Raw genomic sequence first — 23272 nt, 5'->3', positions numbered from 1 at the left:
CCTTACTCGGCCGGAACGGCGATGGCGGTGGAGACGGACTTGGGCTGGCGGGCGACGGTCGCCCAAAGGTTCCAGGCCATGATGATGGCACCGGCCAGGTACAGGACCCCGCCCAGGCCGCGCACGACATACATCGGGAACTTGGCGGCGACGGTGTCGGCGAAGGCGTTGACCAGATAGCCGTTCTGGTCGACCTCGCGCCACATCAGCCCCTCCATGATGCCGGTGACCCACATCGAGCTGGCGTAGAGAACGATGCCGATCGTCGCCAACCAGAAGTGCCAGTTGACCATCGGCAGGCTGTAGAGCCGGTCACGCCCCCACAGGCGCGGCGTCAGGTAATAGAGCGCGCCGAAGGTGATCATCCCGTTCCAGCCAAGCGCGCTGGAATGGACGTGCCCGATGGTCCAGTCGGTGTAATGCGACAGCGAGTTGACCGACTTGATCGACATCATCGGCCCCTCGAAGGTGGCCATGCCGTAGAAGCCCACGGCGACGACCATCATGCGGATGATCGGATCGGTGCGCAGCTTGTCCCAGGCTCCCGACAGGGTCATCAGCCCGTTGATCATGCCGCCCCAGCTGGGCATCCACAGCATGATGGAAAACACCATCCCCAGGGTCGCGGCCCATTCGGGCAGCGCGGTGTAATGCAGGTGGTGCGGACCGGCCCAGATATAGAGGAAGATGATCGCCCAGAAGTGGATGATCGACAGCTTGTAGCTGTAGACCGGACGCTCGGCCTGCTTGGGGATGAAGTAGTACATCATGCCCAGGAACCCGGCGGTCAGGAAGAAGCCGACCGCGTTGTGGCCGTACCACCATTGCACCATGGCATCCTGCACGCCGCTGAAGACCTGCACGGACTTGCTGCCCCAGATGCTGACCGGCACCGACAGGTTGTTGACCACATGCAGCATCGCGATGGTGATGATGAAGGCCAGATAGAACCAGTTGGCGACGTAGATATGCGGCTCGCGGCGCTTGATGATCGTGCCCAGGAAGACCGCCAGATAGGTCAGCCAGACGATCGTCAGCCACAGGTCGACATACCATTCGGGCTCGGCATATTCCTTGGACTGGGTAGCGCCCAGGATATAGCCGGTGGCCGCCAGCACGATGAACAGGTTGTAGCCCCAGAAGACGAACCAGGCCGCATTGCCGCCCCAGAGCCGCGCCGCCGAGGTGCGCTGGACCACGTAGAAGCTGGTGGCGATCAGGGCGTTGCCGCCAAAGGCGAAGATCACCGCGCTGGTATGCAGCGGGCGCAGCTTGCCGAAGTTCAGGTAGCCCTGCGTCAGGTCGCTGAAGTTCAGCGCCGGAAAGGCCAGCTGGAAGGCGATGACGACGCCGACCAGAAATCCGACCAGCCCCCAGCCCATGGTGGCAACGACGCCGGCGCGCACCACGCCGTCCATGTATTCGTTGGGATTGGCGACGGCCACGGGTTCGTCGATGCGGCGCACGGTCCACAGGAACATGCCGCCCGCGACCAGCATCACCGTCAGCGCGTTGACCATATAGGCCGGATCCCGGGCCAGGTTGGCGCCGATTGCCGCAAACAGCGTCATCCCCCCCAGCAGGATCAGTTTCACAATGTTCGACATGCCGACCTCGTCCCCCTTTGCGACCGTCCGCCCGCCCCTTTGCCGAATCAACGACGGGGGCGGTCCGATCCCGGGGAGATAGGCCAGCGGCGGGTACGGAACCTTGATCTGCGTCAAACCCGGGGATTGATCGGGATCAAGGCGGCTGCTGACGGAACGGTCCAGATTGGACGTCTTCACAGCAGGAGGCGAACATGGCCTACAAGACGATCCTGACGGTCCTCAGCGACCCCGCGCAGCTTGCGCAGCTGGATGGTGCCGTCCAACTGGCGGTGGCCCAGGACGCGCATCTGGACATCCTCTGTCTGGGGGTGGATCACAGCCAGGTGGGGTATTTCTTTCCCGGCGGCACCCCCTATGGACTGCAGGAGGCGATCGACAGCGCGCTGGAGGATGCCAAGGCGCTGGACGCGCAGGTCCGCCAGCATCTGGCCCGCAGCGCCGATCTGCGCTGGTCCTGCGAGGCGGCGGTCGCCCAAACCGGCGGCATCTCCGGGCTGGTCGGGCTGCGGGCGCGGTTCTCGGACCTGACCGTGCTGGCCAGCCCCTACCTGAAGGGTCAGCCGGGCGATGCCGAGGTGGTGACCGAAGCTGCCCTGTTCGAGGGCGCCTGCCCGGTCCTCGTCCTGCCGCCCGACCGGCCGGCGGCGATGCCGCCGCGCCGGGTGCTGGTCGCGTGGAACCAGTCGACCGAGGCACTGGCCGCCATCCGTCGCGCCCTGCCTCTGCTGCGCGCGGCGGAGCTGGTCGAGCTGACCTGCATCGACCCGCGTAATGTGGGGCCCGAGCGCTCGGATCCGGGCGGGGCGCTGGCGCAGATGCTGACCCGCCACGGGGTGCGCACGCAGATCGCGGTGCTGGCCCGCACTGCCCCGCGCATCAGTGACGAGATCAACCGACGCGCGCTGGAGATCGACGCGGATCTGGTGGTGATGGGCGCCTATGGCCATTCGCGCCTGCGCGAGGCGATCCTGGGGGGCGCGACGCGCAACATGCTGGAACAGGCCAAGGTGCCGGTCTTACTGGCCCGCTGAGGGGCCACTTCCAAAGACCGGCGCGCAGGGGGGTGCGGGGGGACGGCTAGTCCCCCCGGCCGTCGCGGGACGCGGATCAGACGCCGCGCCGGTTTCCCCACAGCATGACATGCAGCTGCGGCAGCAGGCGCGGGCGGAACCAGCCATCGGCGGTGACCTTCTCGACCAGCCACAACAGCCGGTCGGCCACGTCCTGCGCCGCGACCGGGACGGCGGGATCGACCTCGGGATTGCCCGGCTGCAGCACCAGCGGCAGGTCGGGATAGCGGCCCGCCACCTCCTGCGCCCAGGCATAGTCGGCATCGTCGAAGACCACGATCTTCATGACCACGGCCTCCGCCCCCTGCCCCGCCGCAAGGCAGGCCTCGAAAGCCGCCCAATCGGGATGCTCGCCGCTGGAGGGCGGCTTGGGGCTGAGGACCAGCATCGACAGCTCCGAGAACCAGTCCCGCGCGACCGAGCCCTGCGTCTCGAGCGCAAAGCCGTATCCCTCGGCCCGGCCCATCGCGATCAGCGGGCCGAAATCCTGGATGGCCGGGTTGCCGCCCGACAGCGAGACCGTCAGGGGCCCCCCCCCGGACAGCTCGCGCACCCGGTCCCAGACCTGTGCCGTGCTCATCGGCGCCCAGGTCTCGCGATAGGCGCTGTCCACGGCATGCATCGAATCGCACCAGGCGCAGCGATAGTCGCAGCCCCCCGCACGCACGAAGACGGTGGGCAGGCCGATCAGCGCGCCCTCGCCCTGGATGGTCGGGCCGAAGATCTCGGCGATGCGCAGCGGTTTCTCGGCGCCGGTCATGGCCGGTATTCCGCCCAGGTCTTGGGGGTCTCGCTGACCTTGACGGCGCTGGTCTCGGGCCAGCGGGCGCGGCACCAGTCGAAGAGGTGCCGGGCCAGGTTTTCGGCGGTCGAGGGCATGTCCAGCACGTCGTTCAGGTGGCGATGGTCGAACTGCCCGTCCAGATAGGCCTTCAAGGGCGCCAGCTCGTGATAGTCGCGCACGAAGCCGTCGGCGTTCAGGTCGGGGGCGGACAGCTCGACCACGACGATGTAATTGTGCCCGTGCAGGCGGGCGCATTGGTGATCGGCGGCCAGATGGTCCAGCCGGTGCGAGGCGCTGAAATGAAATTCCTTGCTGATGCGGAACATCACGCCCCTCCTGCGGCATGGGCGGCGACGGCCTTGCGCCAGAAATCGGGATCCTCGTACTCGGTCGGATCGGCGATGCCGGCCAGATCGAAGGCCTCGCGTCGTTCGACGCAGGTGCCGCAGCGTCCGCAATGGTGCGCGCCCCCCTTGTAGCAGGACCAGGTCTGCGCGAAGGGCGTGCCCGCCTTGGCGCCGGCGGTGACGATGTCGGCCTTGGTCGCATGGACGAAGGGCACGTGCAGGGCGATTTGGGCATAGCCGTCCAGCGCCGCGTCCTGCATGGCGGCGAAGGCGTCGGTGAAGGCCGGGCGGCAGTCGGGATAGATGAAGTGGTCGCCCCCATGCACCGCCGCCGCGACCGCCGCGTCGCCCTGGGCCGCCGCGATGCCGAAGGCCACGGTCAGCATGATGGCATTGCGGTTGGGGACGACGGTGACGCGCATCGTCTCTTCGGCGTAATGGCCGTCGGGGACCGCCAGATCATCCGTCAGGGCCGATCCCCCGAGCGCCGCCCCCAGGCCCGACAGGTCGACCAGATGAAAGCGCACCTCGAGCCGGCGGGCACAGAGTTCGGCGAAATCCAGCTCCTTGCGGTGGCGCTGGCCGTAATCGAAGCTGACGATGCGGGACAGGCGGCCCTGACCGGCCAGCACATGGGCCAGCGAGACGGAATCGAGGCCGCCCGAGCAGACGAGCGTGGTGTTCATGTCGTGACCCTTGTTTTTGTGACCCGGGTAGGCTGCGACCGGGAATGGGCGGGTTAGCAGAGGGGGAACGGGATGAAAAGAGGGGGCCAGCCCCCCGTCCCGTTCCGGGACTCCCCCCGGGATATTTCTGCCAAGATGAAATGGAGGAGATGCGGCAGCGCTCAGCTGGGCAGGCCGCCGTCGCTGTCATCGCCCGATTGCTCGACCAGCCGGGCATAGTCGGTGACGATCACGCCGCGCTTGCCCGCCACCTCGATCACCCCGTCACGCCGCAGGGCGGTGATCTGGCGGCTGACCGTCTCGATCGTCAGGCCCAGATAGTCGGACATGGCCTCGCGGGACAAAGGCAGCTCCAGCTCCATCCGGCCGGCGGGGCGGGACTTGCTGAGCGCCGCCTGGCGGCGCGCGATGATGGCGATGAACGAGGCCAGACGCTCGCGCGCGGTCTTGCGGCCCAGAAGCAGCATCCATTCGCGGGCCGCGTCCAGCTCGTCCAGGGTCATCTCCAGCAGGCGATGCGCCAGATGCGGGGTGGCCTGCATCATCTTGTCGAAGGGCGCGCGCCGAAAGCAGCACAGCACGACATCGGTCGCGGCCGTGGCGTTGTAGGCCGCCAGCGCGCGGCCCGGGCGGCCCAGGAAGTCGCTTGGCAGCAGCAGGCCCACCATCTGGGTGCGCCCGTCCTCCAGCACATGGGTCAGGGCGGCGACGCCGGTGACGACCGAGGCCACGAAATCCATCCGGTCGCCTTCCCACACGATGGGCTGGCCGGCCTCGAAGCTGCGATAGAACTTGATCTGCTCCAGATGCGCCAGTTCGTCGCCCTCGCATTGGGCGCAGACGGCCCGATAGCGGATGGGACAGTCCGAGCAGCGCACCTGATCGTGCGCCACGGGGCCCGAGGGGCCGGATTTGATCTGGGTCAAGGTGGATGTGCGCATTCTGGAACTACCCTAGGCGCATGGAACAGATTTCGCAACTCAGACGTGCCGGCCTGTTCGAGGCACGCGCGCCCCGCTATACCAGCTATCCGCCCGCGACCCAGTTCGGGCCGGGGGTCGATGGCGATCTGGTGGGGGACTGGATGGGGGCCATCCTGCCCGGCACGGCGGTGTCGCTGTATGTCCATGTCCCCTTTTGCAAGCGCCTGTGCTGGTTCTGCGCCTGCCGCACGCAGGGCACGCAGAGCCTGGCCCCGGTCGCCGCTTATGTCGAGACGCTGCTGGTCGAGCTGCGCCAGATGCGCCGGCGGCTGCCGCAGGGCGTGGTCCTGTCGCGGCTGCATTGGGGCGGCGGCACGCCCAGCCTGCTGACGCCGGCGCTGGTCCGCAAGCTGGCCGGGGCGATCTTCGAGGCCTTCCCGATGGCGCCGGGGGGCGAGTTCTCGGTCGAGATCGACCCGACCGAGATCGACGCCCCGCGCATGGCCGCCCTGGCCGAAGCGGGGATGACCCGGGCCTCGATCGGGGTGCAGGATTTCGATCCGCTGATCCAGGAGGCGATCGGTCGGCCGCAAAGCTTTGCGCTGACTGCCGAGGCCGTCCGGCTGATCCGCGATCACGGCATCGCAGGGCTGAACGCCGACATCCTTTACGGGCTGCCGCACCAGACCGGGGCGCGGATGGCCGAGACGGTGCAGCAGCTGCTGGCGCTGGCCCCCGACCGGGTGGCGCTGTACGGCTATGCCCATGTGCCGTGGATGTCCAAGCGGCAGGTGATGATCCCCGAGGCCGCCCTGCCCGACGGCGAGGCCCGGCTGGCGCTGTTCGACACCGCCCGCGCGCTGTTCCTGCAGGACGGCTTCCGCCAGATCGGCATCGACCATTTCTCGCGACCCCATGACCGGCTGGCGCTGGCCGCCGGGCAGGGGCAGCTGCGCCGCAACTTTCAGGGCTATACCGACGATGCGGCGCAGGTCCTGCTGGGCTTGGGGGCCTCGTCGATCTCGCGCTATCCGCAGGGTTACGCGCAGAACGCGCCGGCCACCGGGGTCTATGTGGGGGCGGTCCGGTCGGGCCGCGCGCCGGTGACCCGGGGCCATGCCTTCCGCGCGGAGGACGCTTGGCGGGGCCGGATGATCGAGGCGCTGATGTGCGATTTCCGGATCGATCTGGATGAGATCCGCGACCGCTTCTGCCTGTCGATCGATCAGCAGGGGCTGATCTATGCGCCGCTTCTGCGCCGCTTCGCCCCCGTGGTCGTGCTGGAGGGTGGGACGCTGCGGATCACCCCCGAAGGGCAGCCCATGACGCGGTTGGTGGCGCAGGCGCTGGATAGTTATGCGGCGGCCGAGGGCAGCCACTCCTCGGCCGTGTGACGCCTCCGCCGCGCGGGGGTTTCCCACCCCCGCACCCCCGTGGGATATTTACGGACCAATGCAGGAGGGGTCAGTGGGCCTCGGCCCAGTTGGCGCCCTGCCCCGCATCGACGACGAGGGGCACCGAGAGCCGGACCGAGGGTTCGGCGGCGGCCTCCATGATGATCCGCGCGGTGTCGATCAGCTGGGCGGCGGCATCGTCGCGGACCTCGAAGACCAGCTCGTCATGGACCTGCAGCAGCATCCGGGCGGGCAGATCCGCGATGGCATCCGGCATGCGGATCATCGCGCGGCGGATGATGTCGGCGGCGGCGCCCTGGATGGGGGCGTTGATGGCCGCGCGCCGCGCGCCGCCGGCTGCGGGGCCCGACTGGTTGATGCCGGGAGTGTTGATGCGGCGGCCGAAGAGTGTGGTGACGTAGCCGTCCTGTTTCGCATCCGCCACGGTCTTGTCCATATAGGCGCGGATCTCGGGGAAGCGTTCGAAATAGGTGTCGATGAAGGCCTGCGCCTCGGCCCGCGGGATGCGCAGGTTGCGCGACAGCCCGAAGCCCGAGATGCCGTAGATGACGCCGAAGTTGATCGCCTTGGCCTGGCGGCGGATCATCGGATCCATCCCCTCGACGGGCACGCCGAACATCTGGCTGGCGGTCATGGCGTGGATGTCGATGCCCTCGCGGAAGGCCTGCTTCAGCGCCGGGATGTCGGCGACATGGGCGAGGATGCGCAGCTCGATCTGGCTGTAGTCGAGGCTGACGAGGCGATAGCCCTCGGGCGCGATGAAGGCCTGGCGGATGCGGCGGCCTTCCTCGGTGCGGATCGGAATGTTCTGCAGGTTCGGCTCGGTCGAGGACAGCCGCCCCGTCTGCGCGCCGGTGATCGAATAGCTGGTATGGACGCGGCCCGTCTCGGGATGGACATAGGTCGGCAGCGCGTCGGTATAGGTCGATTTCAGCTTGGCGATCTGGCGCCAGTCCAGCACCCGGGCGGGCAGGTCGTGGCCCTCGGCGGCCAGATCCTCGAGCACGTCGGCGCTGGTCGAGAACGCCCCGGTCTTGCCCTGCTTGCCGCCCGAAAGACCCATCTTGTCGAACAGGATCTCGCCCAGCTGCTTCGGCGAGCCGATGTTGAAGCTTTGCCCGGCAAGGCCGTGGATCTCGTCCTCCAGCTGCGCCATCTTCTGGGCGAAGACGTTGGACATGCGCCGCAGCACGTCGGGATCGATGCGGATGCCCGCCATCTCCATCTGCGCCAGCACCGGGATCATCGGGCGTTCCAGCGTGTGATAGGTGGTCGAGACCTTCTGCGCGGGCAGCATCGGCGCGAAATGCTGCCAGAGGCGCAGGGTCACGTCGGCATCCTCGGCGGCATAGGGGGCGGCCTTGTCGATCGCCACCTGCGCGAAATTCAGCTGGGACTTGCCCGTGCCGATCAGCTCCTTGATGGGGATGCATTTGTGGCCGAGGTAACGCTCGGCCAGCTCGTCCATGCCGTGATTGTGGGTGCCGGCGTTCAGGGCATAGGACATCAGCATCGTGTCGGCCAAGGGCGTCATCTCGATCCCGTGGCGGGCCAGCATCTTCCAGTCGTATTTCATGTTCTGGCCGATCTTGAGGACGCCTGGATCCTCCAGCACCGGCTTCAGCGCGGCCAGCACCTGCTCCAGATCCAGCTGGCCCTCGACCCGCGCCGACTGGCCGAAGAGGTCGTCGCCCCCCGCGACATGGCCCACCGGGATGTAGCAGGCCCGCCCCGGCGCGACCGCCAGAGAGAGGCCGACCAGATCGGCCCGCATCTCGTCCAGACCCGTCGTCTCGGTGTCGATGGCGACATGGCCGGTCTCGCGGATCGCGGCGATCCAGTGCTCCAGCGCCGCCATGTCGGTCACCGTCTCATAGGCGGAGGCGTCGATGGCGGGCTGTTCGGGGGCTGCGGGCGCGTCGCTGGCGGGGGCGGCCTGGATGGCGGGCGCCTCGGCCCCCAGCACCTCGGCCACGCGGTTGGTGAGGGTGCGGAACTCCATCTCGGACAGGAAGGCCACAAGGCGCTCAGCATCGGGACGCTGCACGGCGAGGCTTTCCAGCGTCACCTCCAGCGGCGTGTCGCAATCCAGCGTCACGAGGCGCTTCGAGATCCGGATCTGCTCGGCATGGTCGATCAGGGTCTGGCGGCGCTTGGGCTGCTTGATCTCGGCGGCGCGGTCCAGCAGCGTTTCCAGATCGCCGTATTCCTGGATGAGCAGGGCGGCGGTCTTGATGCCGATGCCCGGCGCGCCCGGCACGTTGTCCACCGGATCGCCGGCCAAGGCCTGCACGTCCACGACGCGGTCGGGGAAGACGCCGAACTTCTCGAACACCTCGTCGCGGCCGATGAGCTTGTTCTTGATCGGGTCCAGCATGTCCACGCCGTCGCCGATCAGCTGCATCAGGTCCTTGTCGCTGCTGATGATCGTGGCGGTGCCCCCGGCATCGCGCGCGGCGCAGGCCATGGCGGCGATGATGTCGTCGGCCTCGTAGCCTTGGGTCTCGATGCAGGCGATGTTGAAGGCGCGGGTGGCGTCGCGGGTCAGCGGGAATTGCGGGCGCAGATCCTCGGGCGGCTCGGGGCGCTGCGCCTTGTAGGCCGGGTAGATGTCGTTGCGGAAGGTCTTGGAGGAATGGTCGAAGATCACCGCCGCATGGGTGGGGGCGGTATGCCCGTCATCGGTCTGCACATAGCGCCAGAGCATGTTGCAGAACCCCGCGACAGCCCCCACCGGCAACCCGTCCGACTTGCGCGTCAGGGGGGGCAGCGCGTGATAGGCGCGGAAGATGAAGGCCGATCCGTCGATCAGATGCAGGTGACAGCCCTTGCCGAATGCGTCGTCCATGATCATCTGCCCCTCGTGCTGTGGTCTGGCCCGCCTTTTGCCACGGCTGCCTGCGATCTTCCAGTGACCCCGGGGACCCCCATGCCCAAGATGCGCCGCAAGTCCGACCTGCCGACCAAGATCTGCGCCGCCTGCGGGCTGCCCTTCACCTGGCGCAAAAAATGGGAACGGGACTGGGATCAGGTGCGCTATTGCTCGGACCGCTGCCGGGGCAAGGGCGCCAAGGGCGGGGCCGGGACGGGTGGCGCAGCCACCCCGGGGTGACGGCCCCCTCGATGGGGGCGGTCGGCCCGCGCCGGGCCGGGACGGAGATCGGCCGGGGCGTCAGGCCCTAGTGGTCGTCATGGGCGTGATCGCGGTCGATCACGAAGCGCTTGTCGCAATAGCCGCAATCGACGAAGCCCGCCTCGGGCGAGATCGCCAGCCAGACGCGCGGATGACCGAGGCCCGCCGTGTCGTCGCCGTCGCAGCTGACGCGCCAGCGGGTGACGATCTGGGTGGCCGGGGCGGGACGGGTCCGCGCCTCGGGGCCGGTATTGGTGGAGAGCGGGGTCTCGGGCGTCACGTGCTCTGTCATGGCTGGCCTTCTTGTGGCGGCGGGCGGCATCTGGTCTAACCCCCATAGCGCAGCGCCGCCCGGCTTCGCAAGCACTGCAAGGAGCGCCCCATGTCCGACGCCATCCGCATCCAGGGTCTGTCCAAGACCTATGCCGCCCAGGGACCGGCCCCGGCCAAGGAGGCGCTGAAGGGGATCGACCTGGACATTCCCGCGGGCAGCATCTTCGGGCTTCTGGGCCCGAACGGGGCGGGCAAGTCGACGATGATCAACATCCTGGCGGGGCTGGTGAACAAGACGGCGGGCAGGGTCACGATCTGGGGCTTCGATCAGGACGTGAACCCGCGCCAGTCGCGCGCCGCCATCGGGGTGATGCCGCAGGAACTGAACATGGACCCGTTCTTCACCCCCCGCGCCAGCCTCGAGGTGCAGGCGGGCCTCTATGGGGTGCCCAAGGCCGAGCGCTGGACGGACGAGCTGCTGGCGCTGGTGGGCCTGACCGATCAGGCCAATGCCTATGCCCGGTCCCTGTCGGGGGGGATGAAGCGGCGCCTGCTGCTGGCCAAGGCGCTGGTCCACCGGCCGCATATCCTGGTGCTGGACGAGCCCACCGCCGGCGTCGACATCACCCTGCGCGAGATGCTGTGGAAGAACGTCCGCCGCCTGAACGAGCAGGGCATGACCATCATCCTGACCACCCATTACCTGGAAGAGGCCGAGCAGATGTGCGACGAGATCGCCATCATCAACCACGGCCAGGTCGTGGTGCGGCAGGACACCCAGACCCTGCTGTCGCGCACCGACGGCAAGACGATGGTGCTGGACACGGGCGGCCCGGTGACCCTGCCGCCCCTGCCCCCGGGCGCGCGCAGCGAGATCCGGCCCGACGGGCGGCTGGCGATCAGCTATCCGCCCTCGCGGCTGCGGGCCGACCAGATCCTGGACGTGCTGCGGGGGGCGGGCGTGCCGATCCTGGACGTGGCGACCGAGCAGGCCGACCTGGAGGACGTCTTCGTCGAGCTGACCCGCGACTGAGCGGGGCGGCGAGGGGGGAAGGGGGCGCTGCCCCCGTCCTGCGGACTCCCCCGGGATATTTCTGCCAAGATGACATCCCCCCCGGTGAGGGGGGCGGCGGATCAGTTGCGGGCGCCGATCATCGGGCCCATGACGGCGCCGCCCATGATGTGGAGGTGGAAATGCGGCACCTCCTGCACGCCATGGGTGCCGGCATTGGTGATCGCGCGGAAGCCCTCGCCCGTCTCCAGCCCGATGCCTTCCAGCGTGCAGACCTGCGCGCAGAGCCGCATGAAGGCGGTGATCTCGGCCTCGGTGGCATTGGCGGCGAAGTCGTCGAAGCTGACATAGCGGCCCTTGGGGATGACCAGCACGTGACGCGGCGCCTTGGGCTGGATGTCGCGGAAGGCCAGGGCATGGTCGTTCTGGGCCACGGTGTCGTTGGGGATCTCGCCGCGCAGGATGCGGGCGAAGATGTTGCTGTCGTCATAGGTGAAGGCCATGGGATCTGTCTCCTAGTCGTCGAAGAGGTAGGGGGTTTCGGCCAGGGCGCGGGCCTCGTCCGGGGTGATGTCCAGAAACTCGGCCAGGGCGGCGGCGTTCCGGTCGGTCCCGGCCGTCTCGGACAGGGTCGAGAGGCGGCGGAAGCCCGCCTCCTTCACCCGGTCGGCCTCGTGTTCCAGATCGCTGCGCATGATCGGCAGCAGGCGATCGACCATGTCGGGAGGCGCGTCCGGGCTGACCAGCCCCACCCGGGCCATATGGCCACGCACATAATCGTCGTCGAAGCGGCTGTCGATGAACAGGACCCGCGTCTCGGCCCGGTCGCCATCGAAATCCGCGATCAGGGCCAGGGCCGAGGGGTCCACGCAGAAGACCAGCTGGCGGGAGTCGAACTGTTCGAACATCAGCTTGACCAGCGCCCGGCGATGGCGTTCCCGCTTGCCGACCGAATTGGCCACCCCGCCCATGTCCGGCAGGTTGGCCTCCTGCTCGTTGAAGACGTAATCGACCGCGGGCACCTCGGTCCGGTCGCGGATGGCGGCGGTCAGGCGCTTGGCGATGTGCCATTTCTTGGCGACGACCATGTGCACGACCCGCTCGTGCCCCAGGCTGCCGTCGGTTTCCCAGAAGCGGGGGGCGAACCGCCGCCCGATCCGGCCGCGACCGGTCAGGAAGCCGAAGAGCTGGCGTCCCTCGGCGGCGATGGCGAAATCCAGGCCCTGGGTCTGCCACAGCGCCCCCAGCCTCTCGCGCAGGTCCAGCGCCTCGGGGCTGATCTTGCGGGCGAACAGGTAGCCCTGTCGCAGCAGGAGGTCGTACTGGTCGTTGTAGAAGGTGACCGGCATCCCGTAATCGGTGAAGATCAGGAAGGTCAGCGTCCGGGTGCGGATCTGCTTGCGGGGCACCAGATGGGCCACCAGCGTCTGGAAAAAGGTCTCGTCCGGGATCCAGGTCGTGCTGAAGAAGCGCACGATCTCGGGGCGCTGGCGGATCAGCTCGAGGATCGCCTCGACCGTCTGGCGGCGCAGGCACCACCATTGCGACCCGATCATCACCTGGATGTCCTTGGGCACGTCGCGCGTCAGATTGAAGCGCTTCTGCAGCTCGTAGCTGGTGTAGAACAGCCATTTCTGGGTGCGCTCGTTGAACCAGTGGCGATAGATCAGCCGCTCCTCCTTGAAGCCGGTCTTGATCCAGTCGCTGTCGAAGAAATCGAAGCTTTCGATATAGTCGCATTCCTCGGCCTCGAGGAAGTTGCGCGCGAATTCCGCCGACTTGATCGGCATGCAGTCGCCCGACAGCATGTAGAAATGCGTGGCCTGCGGAAAGGCCTTCTCGGCCGCACGCAGCGCCTCGAGCGTGGCGGCGACAAGGGACCACTCGCCCCATCCGCAATGCAGCCGTCGTGATGCAAATGCCACGCCGGGATGATCGCCAAGCGCGTCCTTGATCTGCTGGAACATCGCCTTGGGCGCGCGCTTGTCGAAATGGATCGACACGTAATCACCGGTGGCCGTCAGCCGCCGGGCCTGGTCGATGACCCCCTGGGGGTCCTTGTGTGTGAGCAGGATGAAGGCAATGCGGGCCATGTGTGCTGCGGTGTCCGATGACTGATTACACTTGAATCAACGTAAGGCGTTGAAAATCTCTCCGGCTTTTGGTTTGTGTGTGTAACCATTTTTGTCGTTGGGACAAGCAGGACGGCATCCGGCCATCATTTGCAGGGCCGCAGCGTATACGGAGTAGGTTCACGATGGGGTTTCCCGGCGTTTGGATGACGGAAAGCGAAAGCATGATCTATCGGGTCGTGCCGAAATGCGCATGTTCGACGATCGGCCAGATCATGTTCTATTCGGATCAGGGACGCTTTTTTGACGGCGACATCCACGATTCCAAGGACGGGATGCACAAGTGGTCGCAGGATCATAGCCACGAGGCGATCGAACGCGCGGTCAATGCCCATGAGGCGGTGACCTTCACCTGCGTGCGCAACCCCTATGCGCGGCTGCTGTCGTCCTTCTTCGACAAGATCGCGGGGATCCAGCGCAACGGGAATCGCTATCGCGGCAACCTGGTGCCGCAACTGGTGCAGCGCTACGGGATCGACGTGGGCTCGCCCGAGAACGGCTTCGAATTCGACCAGATCGCCAGCTTCCGCCGCTTCCTGCTGTTCGCCCGCGACACCATCCGGTTCCGCAAGCCGATGGATCCGGACATCCACTGGTCGGCCATGTCGGGCCATATCTCGACCTTCATCGTGAATGGCGGACGCTACGACCAGATCTTCTTCACCGAAGCCTTCAACGAGGGCATGCAGAAGGTGTTGGAAGAGGCCGAAACGCCCGTCTCGCTGGATCTGGCCGAGGTCCCGCGCTTCAACGAATCCGAGGGGCATGGCCCCAAGCGGGCGCACAAGGTCAGCGAGTATTTCGACGACCTGTCACGTCACCTGATCTGGGAAATCTACAAGGACGATTTCCAGCTGTTCCGCTATGATTTCGACAATCCGGACAACAAGATGCCCCTGGGCGAAGTCGATCTGGACGAAGTCCACGCCAAGCTGGGCCGCTAAGGGCCCGTGCGGGCGCCTCGGGGCGCCCGCAGCAATGCCGTCACTCCAGATGGCTTTCCAGGAACCACAGGTCCTTGTCGGCCGTCCGCGAGGCTGCGGTGAAGATGTCGGCGGTGTTCGCGTCGCCCGCCTCGTCGGTCATGTCGATCGCGGCGCGCAGCTTTTCCCCGTGATCGCGCATGCGGTCGCAGATCTGGGCGATATGGTCGGCGGATTTCGTCAGGTCGGTCGGGTATTCCTGCAGCGTCGTCGCCCGGGCGACCGTCTCGGCGGTGCCCAAGGCGGTACCGTCCAGGATCTGGACGCGCTCGGCGAAGATGTCCAGATGCTCCTGCAGGCGGGCATAGACGACGTCCAGCAGCTCGTGGACGGCGATGAAGTTCGGGCCCTTGATGTTCCAATGGGCCTGCTTGATCGCCAGCGACAGCGCCAGACCGTCGGCCAGGCGGGCATTCAGTTCCGAGATTGCGGTCTTGCGGGCATTGTCGGTCAGCCCCTTCACGTTGACGGCCATGTCAGGCTCCTCTTGTCGGGTTCGCCTCTCCAACACGACCGGGCGGCGCAGGGTTCCCGCAACGAGAGACGGCGCCCCCCTTGCGGGAGGCGCCGTCAGACTGGCCGCACCGAGGCGCGGCGCCGAGCGTCGGTCAGACCGCGCCCTTGATGAAGGTCACCGCGTCTCCGACGGTCTGGATGGTCTCGGCGGCGTCATCGGGGATCTCGATCCCGAACTCTTCCTCGAAAGCCATGACCAGCTCGACGGTGTCGAGGCTGTCGGCACCTAGGTCGTCGATGAACGAGGCGGATTCAACCACCTTGTCCTCGTCGACACCCAGATGCTCGACCACGATCTTCTTCACGCGATCAGCGATATCGCTCATGTCATATCCTCATTCTCGCGGGCATCCGCCCAGTTTTGCACGGACGCGACAGGTCCGGTTCAGCACAGGGCGGTTCCCCTGCTGCTAAAGGCGGGGATATAGCACCCATGAACCTTCATGCAACCGCTTTCGCACGGTTTGCGGCGCGGCGTTGCGGCCGCGCCGCCCCTGTCAGATCATGGCCATGCCGCCATTCACATGCAGCGTGGCGCCGGTGACATAGCCGGCGGCCGGACTGGCCAGATACAGCACCGCTGCGGCGATATCCTCGGGGCTGCCCATCTGGCCCGCGGGGATCTGGGTCAGGATCTTGCCCTTCTGATCCTCGGTCAGCTTGTCGGTCATCGGGGTGGCGATGAAGCCCGGCGCCACGCAGTTCACGGTGATGCCCCGGCTGGCCACCTCATAGGCCAGCGACTTGGACATGCCCACCACCCCGGCCTTGGCGGCAGCATAGTTGCCCTGCCCCGGATTGCCCGTGGCGCCCACGACCGAGGTGATGTTGACGATCCGCCCCCACCGCGCCTTCATCATGCCGCGCAGCACGCCCCGCGACAGCTTGAAGACGCTGCCCAGATTCACGTCCAGCACCTGCGCCCATTCCTCGTCCGACATGCGCATGAACAGGTTGTCCCGGGTGATCCCGGCATTGTTGACCAGGATGTCGACCGACCCCATCGCCTCGGCGGCGGCCTTGGGCAGCGCCAGGACAGAGGCCGGATCGCCCAGATCGGCGGTCACGACATGAGCGCGATCACCAAGTTTGTCGGCCAGCGCGCGCAGCGGCGCCTCGCGGGTGCCCGACAGGGCCACCGTCGCACCCGCCTGGTGCAGCGCCTCGGCGATGGCGCCGCCGATCCCGCCCGAGGCCCCCGTCACCAGCGCCGTCTTTCCCGTCAGATCGAACATCCCAAGCCTCTTCTTCTTTGTCCAAATACCCCCGGGGTCCGGGGCAGCGCCCCGGTCCGCCGCTCAGCCCTTCAGCGCGGCCACGTCCGCGGGCACGCCCACGTTGCGCACCGTCACGTCGCGCGCCGTCCGCTTGATCATCCCCGACAGGGCCTTGCCCGCGCCGATCTCCCAGAACTCGGTCACGCCGGCCCCGGCCAGGTTGGCGATGGATTCGCGCCAGCGCACGGTGCCGGTGACCTGCTCGACCAGCAGACGCCGGATGGCGCCGGGCTCGATCACCGCCTCGGCGCGGACATTGGCGATCAGCGGCACGGCGGGGGGCTGGATGTCCACGCCGGCCAGCGCATCGGCCATGGCCGCCGCCGCCGGCTGCATCAGCACCGAATGGAAGGGCGCCGAGACCGGCAGCATCAGCACCCGCTTGGCCCCCGCCGCCTTCATCGCCGCGCCGGCCGCCTCGACCGCGCCCTTGTGGCCCGAGATCACCACCTGCGCCGGATCGTTGTCATTGGCGGCCTGCACGACCTCGTCGCCGCCGATCTCGCGGCAGATGCGGTCGACCGTCTCGAAATCCAGCCCCAGGATCGCGGCCATGGCGCCGATGCCGACCGGCACGGCCTCCTGCATGGCCTGGCCGCGCAGGCGCAGCAGGCGGGCGGTGTCGGACAGGGTCAGCGACCCCGCCGCGCAGAGCGCCGAATATTCGCCAAGCGAGTGGCCCGCGACGAAATTGGCATCCATGATGTTGATGCCCTCGGATTCCATCGCCCTGAAGGCGGCGATCGAGGTCGCCATCAGCGCGGGCTGGGCGTTGCTGGTCAGGGTCAGCCGGTCCGCATCCCCCTCCCAGATCAGCGCCGACAGGGCCTCGCCCAGGGCGGCATCCACCTCGTCGAAGACATCGCGCGCGGCCGGATAGGCCAGCGCCAGGTCGCGCCCCATCCCGATGGTCTGCGCGCCTTGGCCCGGAAACACGAATGCCCGCATGGCGGTCCCCCCTGAAATCATTGCGTTGCCGAACGGCATAGCCTGCGCGCGGTCCTGCCGCAACCGACCCCCCGCGCGGCACCGCCAACAAAAAGGGGCCCGCGAGGGGCCCCTTTCCGGCAATCGTCGACAGGACGGCCGATCAGCCGACCAGTTCGAGGCCCGAGAAGAAGAAGGCGATCTCGTCCTTGGCGGTGTCGGCGGCGTCGGACCCGTGGACCGAATTCTCGCCCATCGACAGGGCGAATTCCTTGCGGATGGTGCCCTCGTCGGCATTGGCCGGGTTGGTCGCGCCCATCACTTCGCGGTTCTTGGCAATGGCGTTCTCGCCTTCCAGGACCTGCACGACGACCGGCTCGGAGGCCATGAACTCGACCAGTTCGCCATAGAAGGGACGGTCCTTGTGGACCTCGTAGAACTTGCCGGCCTGCGCGGGCGACAGGTGGATGCGCTTGGAGGCGACGATGCGCAGGCCGGCCTCTTCGAACTTGGCGTTGATCTTGCCGGTCAGGTTGCGGCGGGTGGCGTCGGGCTTGAGGATGGAAAGCGTGCGTTCGATGGCCATGGGTGTTCACCTTGTCTGCTGCGCGGGCCGGGGCCCGCCGTGTCGGGAAATCCGCGTCCGGTTAGCAGGCTTGCCCGCCTGCGGCAAGCGCACTGGCCCGGGGAACCCCCCGGCGAGAGGGAACCGCAGCCCCCGCCTCGGGCTTGTCCGGGGGATCACGAAACGGAGAGCCCATGACCGACCTGCGCGCCGCCCCCCCGCCGCCCGCCGCAGCCGCACCGGCCGGGCCGCCGCCCCGCTCCCTGTCCCTCGGCATGGTCGTGGCCATCGCCCTGATCGCGCTTCTGATTGCGGCGGCCTGGTTCTGGTCGAACCTGCTGCTGATCGCCTTTGCCGCGATCCTCATCGCCATCGCCCTGCGGGCGGGGGCTCGGGGGCTGAACAGGCTGGTCGGGCTCAGCATCAAGCTGGGCGTTCTTGTGGTGCTGCTGGGTGTCGTCGCCGCCATCGCGCTGATGGTCCGCCTCGCGGGCCCCGCCGTGTCGGACCAGTTCGGCCAGCTGATCTCGTCCCTGCCCGAATCCTGGGGGGCGGTCGAGGGCTGGTTCGCCTCGCTGCCCTTCGGCGAACAGATGATCGAGCAGGTCCAGGACAGCGAGACGGCGGACATCGAGGACAACGCCACGCGCCTGGCCGAGCGGCTGCCCGACATCTTCGGGATGGTTCTGGGCGGGATCAGCTCGGTCTTCGGCGGGCTCACCTCGATGTTCCTGCTGCTGATCCTGTCGATCTACATCGCGATGGAGGCGGACCTCTATCGCGGCGGCCTGATCCGGCTGGTGCCCCTGCCCCGCCGGGGCCGCGCCGCGCAGATCCTGGACGAGCTGGGCACGCAGCTGGCGCTGTGGATGGGCGGGCAGGCGCTGGACATGCTGATCGTGGCGATCCTAGCCGGGATCGGGCTGTGGATGCTGGAGGTGCCGCTGGCGCTGATCCTGGCGGTGATCGCCGGGCTGACCAATGTCGTGCCCATCATCGGTCCCTTCCTGTCGGGCGCCATCGCCGTCGTCGTCGCGGCGCCCCAGGGGCTGCAGACCGCGCTCTACGTGGCGATCCTGTTCACCGTCATCCAGGTCTTCGAGGGCGAGGTGCTGATGCCCATGATCCAGAAATACGCGGTCCAGCTGCCGCCCGCCCTGACCATCCTGGCCATCGTGGCGATGGGGGCGCTGTTCGGCCCGGCCTCGGTGATCCTGGCCACGCCGCTGTTGATCGTGGTGATCCACCTGACGCGGCGCATCTATGTCGAGGACGTGCTGGGCGACCGGCTGGACTGATCGCGACGCCCGACTGCCCATCCCTGCGGCAGGCTGGCGAATTATGCAGGGCCGAACCTGATGGGCGGTCGTGCTTTCGACACATGTCGGGTCTATGATGCCCCGACACCGACCAAGGGGCGCGTGATGCAACCGCTGAGCAAGGGCCGCTACCGTGCCCGACTGGCCGCAACGCCCGACGACCTGCGCGCCTCGCAGCGGCTGCGCTGGTTGGCCTTCGTCGCGCGCACCGGACAGGCGGATGACGGGCAGGCGCTGGAGGCCGATGCCTTGGACGCCGACTGCCACCACATGCTGATCGAGGAGGCCGCGACCGGCGCGCTGGTCTGCAGCTATCGCTTCCTGCCGCTGGCCGACGGCTCGCAGATCGCGCGCAGCTATTCGGCGCAGTTCTACGATCTGGCAGCGCTTGGCCGGTTCGAGGGGCCGATGGTCGAGATGGGGCGATTCTGCCTGCATCCCGACTGCCGCGATCCGCAGGTGATCCGCGTGGCCTGGGCCGCCCTGACCCGCTTCGTCGAAGAGACCGGGGTCGAGATGCTGTTCGGCTGCTCCAGCTTCATCGGCTGCGAGCCGGAAACCCATGCCGAGGCCTTCGCCATGCTGAAGGAACGCCACCTGGCCCCGCGCCGCTGGTGGCCCCGCGTCAAGGCGCCACTGGTGTTTCGCTTTGCCCGCGCGCTGCGGCTGCGCCAGCCCGATCCCAAGCAGGCCATGGCGATGATGCCGCCGCTGCTGCGCAGCTATCTGGCAATGGGGGGCTGGGTCAGCGATCACGCGGTGGTCGATCCGGTGCTGAAGACCATGCATGTCTTCACCGGGGTCGAGATCCGCGCCATCCCCCCTGCCCGCCGCCGCCTGCTGAACGCGATGCTGGACCAGCCGGCCTGACACCACGCAAGGCGCGCTGCAATCGCAGGCAACCTGCCTATCTATGCGGCAGAACGCGGCGCGATGCCCACCCTATTAGCAGGAAATCGCGGCGCGTCAGTTGACCCCGCCCGGGTGGCGGCGCCCCCTGCCCTCATGTTCGACAGTTCCGCCCCCTTGATCCGCATGCAGCGCAGCCACGGCAGGGCCCGGGTGGCCTTCGGCCCGCGTGGGCTGATCGATCTGGCGCAGCAGGGCTCGGCCAAGGCGATGCTGCCGCGCGTGACGGCGCGCCTGCCCGAGATCGTCTTCCTGAACACCTCGGGCGGGCTTGCCTCGGACGACCGGCTGGCCTTCGGCGTCGATCTGCGACCGGGCACCCGGGCGCTGGCCACCACGCAGACGGCGGAACGCGCCTATCGCGCCACCGGCGGCCCGGCCGAGGCCAGCGTCACGCTGACGGTGGGCGCGGGCGGCTGGCTGGACTGGCTGCCGCAGGAAACGATCCTCTATGACGGCGCGCGGCTGGACCGCCGGACCTCGGTCGATCTGGCCCCGGATGCGGGCTGCCTGCTGCTGGAGATGCTGGTGCTGGGCCGCTTGGCCATGGGCGAGCGTCCCGCCACCCTGCATCTGCGCGACCGCCGCATCGTGCGCCGCGCGGGCCGGGTGATCCATCACGACGCCTTCGCGCTGGACGACGCCACCCTGCCGCGCCTGTCGGGCCCGGCCCTTCTGGACGGCGCGCGCGCGCTGGCCACGCTGGCGCTGATCGCCCCGGACGCGCCCGACCGCCTCAACGCCGTGCGCGCGGTGCTGGACGAACCCGGGGTCAGCGGCGCGGCCAGCGCACCGCCGGGCCGGCTGGTGATTCGCCTGCTGGCCGCCGACAACTGGCCCCTGCGCCGCCAGATCAACCGGCTGCTGGCCGTCCTTCGCCCCGATCCCCTTCCCCGCATCTGGCAGGTCTGAGATGAACCTTACCCCCCGCGAACGCGAGAAACTGATGGTCTCGGTCGCCGCCATGGTGGCGCGTGGCCGTCTGTCGCGCGGCGTCAAGCTGAACCACCCCGAGGCGATCGCGCTGATCACCGATTTCGTCGTCGAGGGCGCCCGCGATGGCCGCACGGTCGCGGACCTGATGCAGGCGGGCGCGCATGTGATCACGGCGGATCAATGCATGCCCGGCATCCCCGACATGATCGAATCGGTGCAGGTCGAGGCCACCTTTCCCGACGGCACCAAGCTGGTCACCGTCCACCACCCCATCCGTGAGGCCGCAGAATGACACGCCTGATCCTTGCCGCAGTGCTTTTCCCGTCCCTGGCCCTTGCCCATCCCGGCCATCATGACAGCGTGTCCTGGACGCATCTGCTGGTCCATGGCGACCACCTGGCGACGATCGCGATGATCGCGGCTCTGGGCGTGGCGGCCTGGGCCATCCTGCGGAACCGCCCATGATCCCCGGAGAGATCTTCCCCGCACCCGGCGACATCACCCTGAACGAGGGCCGCCAGACGCTGACCCTGATGATCGCCAATACCGGCGACCGGCCCATCCAGGTCGGCAGCCACTATCATTTCGCCGAGACCAACCCGGCGCTGGACTTCGACCGGGCCGCCGCGCGCGGCATGCGGCTGGCGATCCCGGCGGGCACCGCCGTCCGCTTCGAACCCGGCCAGTCGCGCGAGGTGACGCTCGTTGGCTATGCTGGCGACCGCATCGTGCAGGGCTTTCGCGGCCAGATCATGGGGGCGCTATGACCACGCTGTCACGGGCCGATTATGCAGGGCTCTACGGTCCCACCACCGGCGACCGCATCCGTCTGGCCGATACCGAGATCATCATCGAGGTCGAACGCGACCTGACCATCCCCGGAGAGGAGGTCAAGTTCGGCGGCGGCAAGGTCGTGCGCGACGGCATGGGCCAGTCCCAGGTCACGCGCGCGGGCGGCGCCATGGACACGGTCATCACCGGCGTCGTGGTCTTCGACCATCAGGGCATCGTCAAGGCCGATGTCGGCATCAGGGACGGGCTGATCGCGGGCATCGGCAAGGCCGGCAACCCCGACACCCAGCCCGGCGTCACCCTGATCATCGGCCCCGGCACCGAGATCATCGCCGGCGAGGGCCGCATCCTGACCCCCGGCGGCTTCGACTGCCACATCCACTTCATCTGCCCCCAGCAGATCGACCACGCCCTGCATTCGGGCGTGACCACGATCCTCGGCGGCGGCACCGGCCCCGCGCATGGCACGCTGGCCACCACCTGCACGCCGGGTCCCTGGCACATCGCCCGGATGCTGGAGGCCTGCGCCGATCTGCCGATGAATGTCGGCATCGCCGCCAAGGGCAATGCCAGCCTGCCCGCGCCTCTGATCGAGCAGATCCGCGCCGGCGCCTGCGCGATGAAGCTGCACGAGGATTGGGGCACCACCCCCGCCGCCATCGACAACTGCCTGACGGTCGCCGACCAGTTCGACGTGCAGGTGATGATCCACACCGACACGCTGAACGAATCGGGCTTCGTCGAGGATACGATGGCCGCCATCGCGGGCCGCACCATCCACGCCTATCACACCGAGGGCGCGGGCGGCGGCCATGCCCCCGACATCATCCGCATGGTGGGGATGGGCAACGTCCTGCCTTCGTCCACGAACCCGACGCGGCCCTATACCGGCAACACCATCGAGGAACATCTGGACATGCTGATGGTGTGCCATCACCTCGACAGGCGTGTTCCCGAGGATGTGGCCTTCGCCGAAAGCCGCATCCGCCGCGAGACCATCGCCGCCGAGGATATCCTGCACGATCTGGGCGCGTTCTCGGTCATCTCGTCCGACAGTCAGGCGATGGGCCGGATCGGCGAGGTGATCATCCGCACCTGGCAGACGGCCTCCAAGATGCGCCAGCAGCGCGGCCGCCTGCCCGAGGAAACCGGCCAGAACGACAACCTGCGCGCGCGGCGCTATATCGCGAAATACACCATCAACCCGGCCATCGCCCAGGGGGTCGGCGCGCATATCGGCTCGATCACGCCCGGCAAGCGGGCCGATCTGGTGCTGTGGTCGCCTGCCTTCTTCGCCGCCAAGCCCGAGATGGTGCTGGTCGGGGGGCTGATCAGCGTGGCGCAGATGGGCGATCCCAACGGCTCGATCCCGGTGCAACCGATGTTCTCACGCCCGATGTGGGGCCATACGCGCCGTGCCTCGGCCCTGTTCCTGTCCAAGGCGGGGCTGGAGGCGGGGGCAGGCGCCGCGCTGTCCAAGACCCTGATCGCCGTGGAGCATACCCGCGACATCGGCAAGCGCGACATGATCCTGAACGACGCGATGCCCGCGATCGAGGTCGATCCCGAGAGCTACGAGGTGCGCGCCGACGGAGAATTGCTGACCTGCGAGCCCGCGACGGAACTGCCACTGGCACAACGCTATTTCCTGTTCTGAGGGAGG

The 23272-nt window shown here is 67.9% G+C and carries 26 protein-coding genes; 12 read left to right on the top strand and 14 right to left on the bottom strand.

Annotated elements, in window-relative coordinates:
- Nucleotides 1-2 precede the first annotated feature (2 nt).
- Complete coding sequence (gene ccoN, locus FA743_RS04390) at nt 3-1607, bottom strand: cytochrome-c oxidase, cbb3-type subunit I (protein ID WP_136884652.1); 1605 nt, start codon at nt 1605-1607, stop codon at nt 3-5.
- 194 nt (nt 1608-1801) lie between these two features.
- On the opposite strand from ccoN, the gene FA743_RS04385 reads away from it, so the two are divergent.
- Entirely contained in the window at nt 1802-2641 is an 840-nt protein-coding gene (locus FA743_RS04385; protein ID WP_136884651.1) for a universal stress protein, read from the top strand.
- Between the two features lie 76 nt (nt 2642-2717).
- On the opposite strand, the gene queE is transcribed toward FA743_RS04385, so the two are convergent.
- From queE to fnrL, 4 genes are all read right to left on the bottom strand, one after another.
- Nucleotides 2718-3440: a 7-carboxy-7-deazaguanine synthase QueE gene (gene queE, locus FA743_RS04380; RefSeq protein WP_136884650.1), complete on the bottom strand. Its 723-nt coding sequence runs from the start codon at nt 3438-3440 to the stop codon at nt 2718-2720.
- Entirely contained in the window at nt 3437-3790 is a 354-nt protein-coding gene (gene queD, locus FA743_RS04375) for a 6-carboxytetrahydropterin synthase QueD (protein WP_136884649.1), read from the bottom strand. Before queD ends, queE begins: the two co-directional genes overlap by 4 nt.
- Nucleotides 3790-4497: a 7-cyano-7-deazaguanine synthase QueC gene (gene queC / locus FA743_RS04370; RefSeq protein ID WP_136884648.1), complete on the bottom strand. Its 708-nt coding sequence runs from the start codon at nt 4495-4497 to the stop codon at nt 3790-3792. Before queC ends, queD begins: the two co-directional genes overlap by 1 nt.
- Nucleotides 4498-4658: 161 nt before the next feature.
- The gene (fnrL, locus tag FA743_RS04365; protein WP_136884647.1) at nt 4659-5438 is read right to left on the bottom strand and encodes a transcriptional regulator FnrL; all 780 of its coding nucleotides are present in this window, start codon (nt 5436-5438) and stop codon (nt 4659-4661) included.
- Between the two features lie 20 nt (nt 5439-5458).
- Here fnrL and hemN point away from each other — a divergent pair, with 20 nt between their 5' ends.
- Nucleotides 5459-6814, top strand: coding sequence for an oxygen-independent coproporphyrinogen III oxidase (hemN, locus tag FA743_RS04360; protein ID WP_136884646.1), 1356 nt, complete (start codon nt 5459-5461; stop codon nt 6812-6814).
- Nucleotides 6815-6884: 70 nt separating this feature from the next.
- Here the strand turns inward: hemN and polA are convergent, their stop codons facing one another.
- The gene (gene polA, locus FA743_RS04355) at nt 6885-9683 is read right to left on the bottom strand and encodes a DNA polymerase I (protein WP_136884645.1); all 2799 of its coding nucleotides are present in this window, start codon (nt 9681-9683) and stop codon (nt 6885-6887) included.
- Nucleotides 9684-9764: 81 nt separating this feature from the next.
- Here polA and FA743_RS04350 point away from each other — a divergent pair, with 81 nt between their 5' ends.
- Nucleotides 9765-9947 (top strand): DUF2256 domain-containing protein, encoded by a 183-nt coding sequence (locus FA743_RS04350; protein WP_135313882.1) that lies wholly within the window; start codon nt 9765-9767, stop codon nt 9945-9947.
- A 67-nt stretch (nt 9948-10014) separates the two neighbouring features.
- On the opposite strand, the gene FA743_RS04345 is transcribed toward FA743_RS04350, so the two are convergent.
- Nucleotides 10015-10176: a zinc-finger domain-containing protein gene (locus FA743_RS04345; protein ID WP_407947066.1), complete on the bottom strand. Its 162-nt coding sequence runs from the start codon at nt 10174-10176 to the stop codon at nt 10015-10017.
- Nucleotides 10177-10350: 174 nt separating this feature from the next.
- On the opposite strand from FA743_RS04345, the gene FA743_RS04340 reads away from it, so the two are divergent.
- Nucleotides 10351-11274, top strand: coding sequence for an ABC transporter ATP-binding protein (locus tag FA743_RS04340; protein ID WP_136884644.1), 924 nt, complete (start codon nt 10351-10353; stop codon nt 11272-11274).
- A gap of 101 nt (nt 11275-11375) precedes the next feature.
- Here FA743_RS04340 and FA743_RS04335 read toward each other — a convergent pair whose 3' ends face one another.
- Nucleotides 11376-11756: an HIT domain-containing protein gene (locus FA743_RS04335; RefSeq protein WP_136884643.1), complete on the bottom strand. Its 381-nt coding sequence runs from the start codon at nt 11754-11756 to the stop codon at nt 11376-11378.
- A 12-nt stretch (nt 11757-11768) separates the two neighbouring features.
- A complete protein-coding gene (locus FA743_RS04330; protein WP_136884642.1) occupies nt 11769-13346 on the bottom strand; it encodes a DUF5928 domain-containing protein in 1578 nt (525 codons plus the stop codon).
- A gap of 164 nt (nt 13347-13510) precedes the next feature.
- On the opposite strand from FA743_RS04330, the gene FA743_RS04325 reads away from it, so the two are divergent.
- A complete protein-coding gene (locus tag FA743_RS04325; RefSeq protein ID WP_136884641.1) occupies nt 13511-14329 on the top strand; it encodes a sulfotransferase family protein in 819 nt (272 codons plus the stop codon).
- A gap of 40 nt (nt 14330-14369) precedes the next feature.
- Here the strand turns inward: FA743_RS04325 and dps are convergent, their stop codons facing one another.
- The 5 genes from dps to ndk form a co-directional block, all read right to left on the bottom strand.
- A complete protein-coding gene (gene dps, locus FA743_RS04320) occupies nt 14370-14843 on the bottom strand; it encodes a DNA starvation/stationary phase protection protein Dps (RefSeq protein WP_136884640.1) in 474 nt (157 codons plus the stop codon).
- A 133-nt stretch (nt 14844-14976) separates the two neighbouring features.
- Nucleotides 14977-15210, bottom strand: a complete 234-nt coding sequence (locus FA743_RS04315; RefSeq protein ID WP_042251881.1) for an acyl carrier protein — start codon at nt 15208-15210, stop codon at nt 14977-14979.
- A gap of 171 nt (nt 15211-15381) precedes the next feature.
- On the bottom strand, nt 15382-16119 hold the full coding sequence (fabG, locus tag FA743_RS04310) for a 3-oxoacyl-ACP reductase FabG (protein WP_136884639.1): 738 nt from the start codon (nt 16117-16119) through the stop codon (nt 15382-15384).
- Between the two features lie 63 nt (nt 16120-16182).
- Complete coding sequence (gene fabD / locus FA743_RS04305) at nt 16183-17109, bottom strand: ACP S-malonyltransferase (RefSeq protein ID WP_136884638.1); 927 nt, start codon at nt 17107-17109, stop codon at nt 16183-16185.
- 142 nt (nt 17110-17251) lie between these two features.
- Nucleotides 17252-17674 carry a nucleoside-diphosphate kinase gene (gene ndk, locus FA743_RS04300; protein WP_135313891.1) on the bottom strand — a complete coding sequence of 141 codons (423 nt, stop codon included), beginning with the start codon at nt 17672-17674 and terminating at the stop codon, nt 17252-17254.
- Nucleotides 17675-17847: 173 nt separating this feature from the next.
- Between ndk and FA743_RS04295 the strand changes: the two genes are divergently transcribed.
- From FA743_RS04295 to ureC, 7 genes are all read left to right on the top strand, one after another.
- Nucleotides 17848-18951 carry an AI-2E family transporter gene (locus tag FA743_RS04295; protein ID WP_136884637.1) on the top strand — a complete coding sequence of 368 codons (1104 nt, stop codon included), beginning with the start codon at nt 17848-17850 and terminating at the stop codon, nt 18949-18951.
- A gap of 126 nt (nt 18952-19077) precedes the next feature.
- Nucleotides 19078-19842, top strand: a complete 765-nt coding sequence (locus FA743_RS04290; protein WP_136884636.1) for a GNAT family N-acetyltransferase — start codon at nt 19078-19080, stop codon at nt 19840-19842.
- Between the two features lie 135 nt (nt 19843-19977).
- Complete coding sequence (locus FA743_RS04285; RefSeq protein WP_136884635.1) at nt 19978-20793, top strand: urease accessory protein UreD; 816 nt, start codon at nt 19978-19980, stop codon at nt 20791-20793.
- A gap of 1 nt (nt 20794) precedes the next feature.
- Nucleotides 20795-21109, top strand: a complete 315-nt coding sequence (locus FA743_RS04280) for an urease subunit gamma (protein WP_136884634.1) — start codon at nt 20795-20797, stop codon at nt 21107-21109.
- A complete protein-coding gene (locus FA743_RS20225) occupies nt 21106-21282 on the top strand; it encodes a hypothetical protein (protein ID WP_169308762.1) in 177 nt (58 codons plus the stop codon). Before FA743_RS04280 ends, FA743_RS20225 begins: the two co-directional genes overlap by 4 nt.
- Nucleotides 21279-21584 carry an urease subunit beta gene (locus FA743_RS04275; protein ID WP_136884633.1) on the top strand — a complete coding sequence of 102 codons (306 nt, stop codon included), beginning with the start codon at nt 21279-21281 and terminating at the stop codon, nt 21582-21584. The genes FA743_RS20225 and FA743_RS04275 overlap by 4 nt, the downstream gene beginning before the upstream one ends.
- Complete coding sequence (gene ureC, locus FA743_RS04270) at nt 21581-23266, top strand: urease subunit alpha (RefSeq protein WP_136884632.1); 1686 nt, start codon at nt 21581-21583, stop codon at nt 23264-23266. Before FA743_RS04275 ends, ureC begins: the two co-directional genes overlap by 4 nt.
- Nucleotides 23267-23272 lie beyond the last annotated feature (6 nt).

It is taken from the genome of Paracoccus gahaiensis, from assembly GCF_005048225.1.
Lineage (GTDB): Bacteria > Pseudomonadota > Alphaproteobacteria > Rhodobacterales > Rhodobacteraceae > Paracoccus > Paracoccus gahaiensis.
The sequence above is the reverse complement of the archived record's forward strand: the minus strand, read 5'-3'. Positions and strand labels throughout refer to the sequence as shown.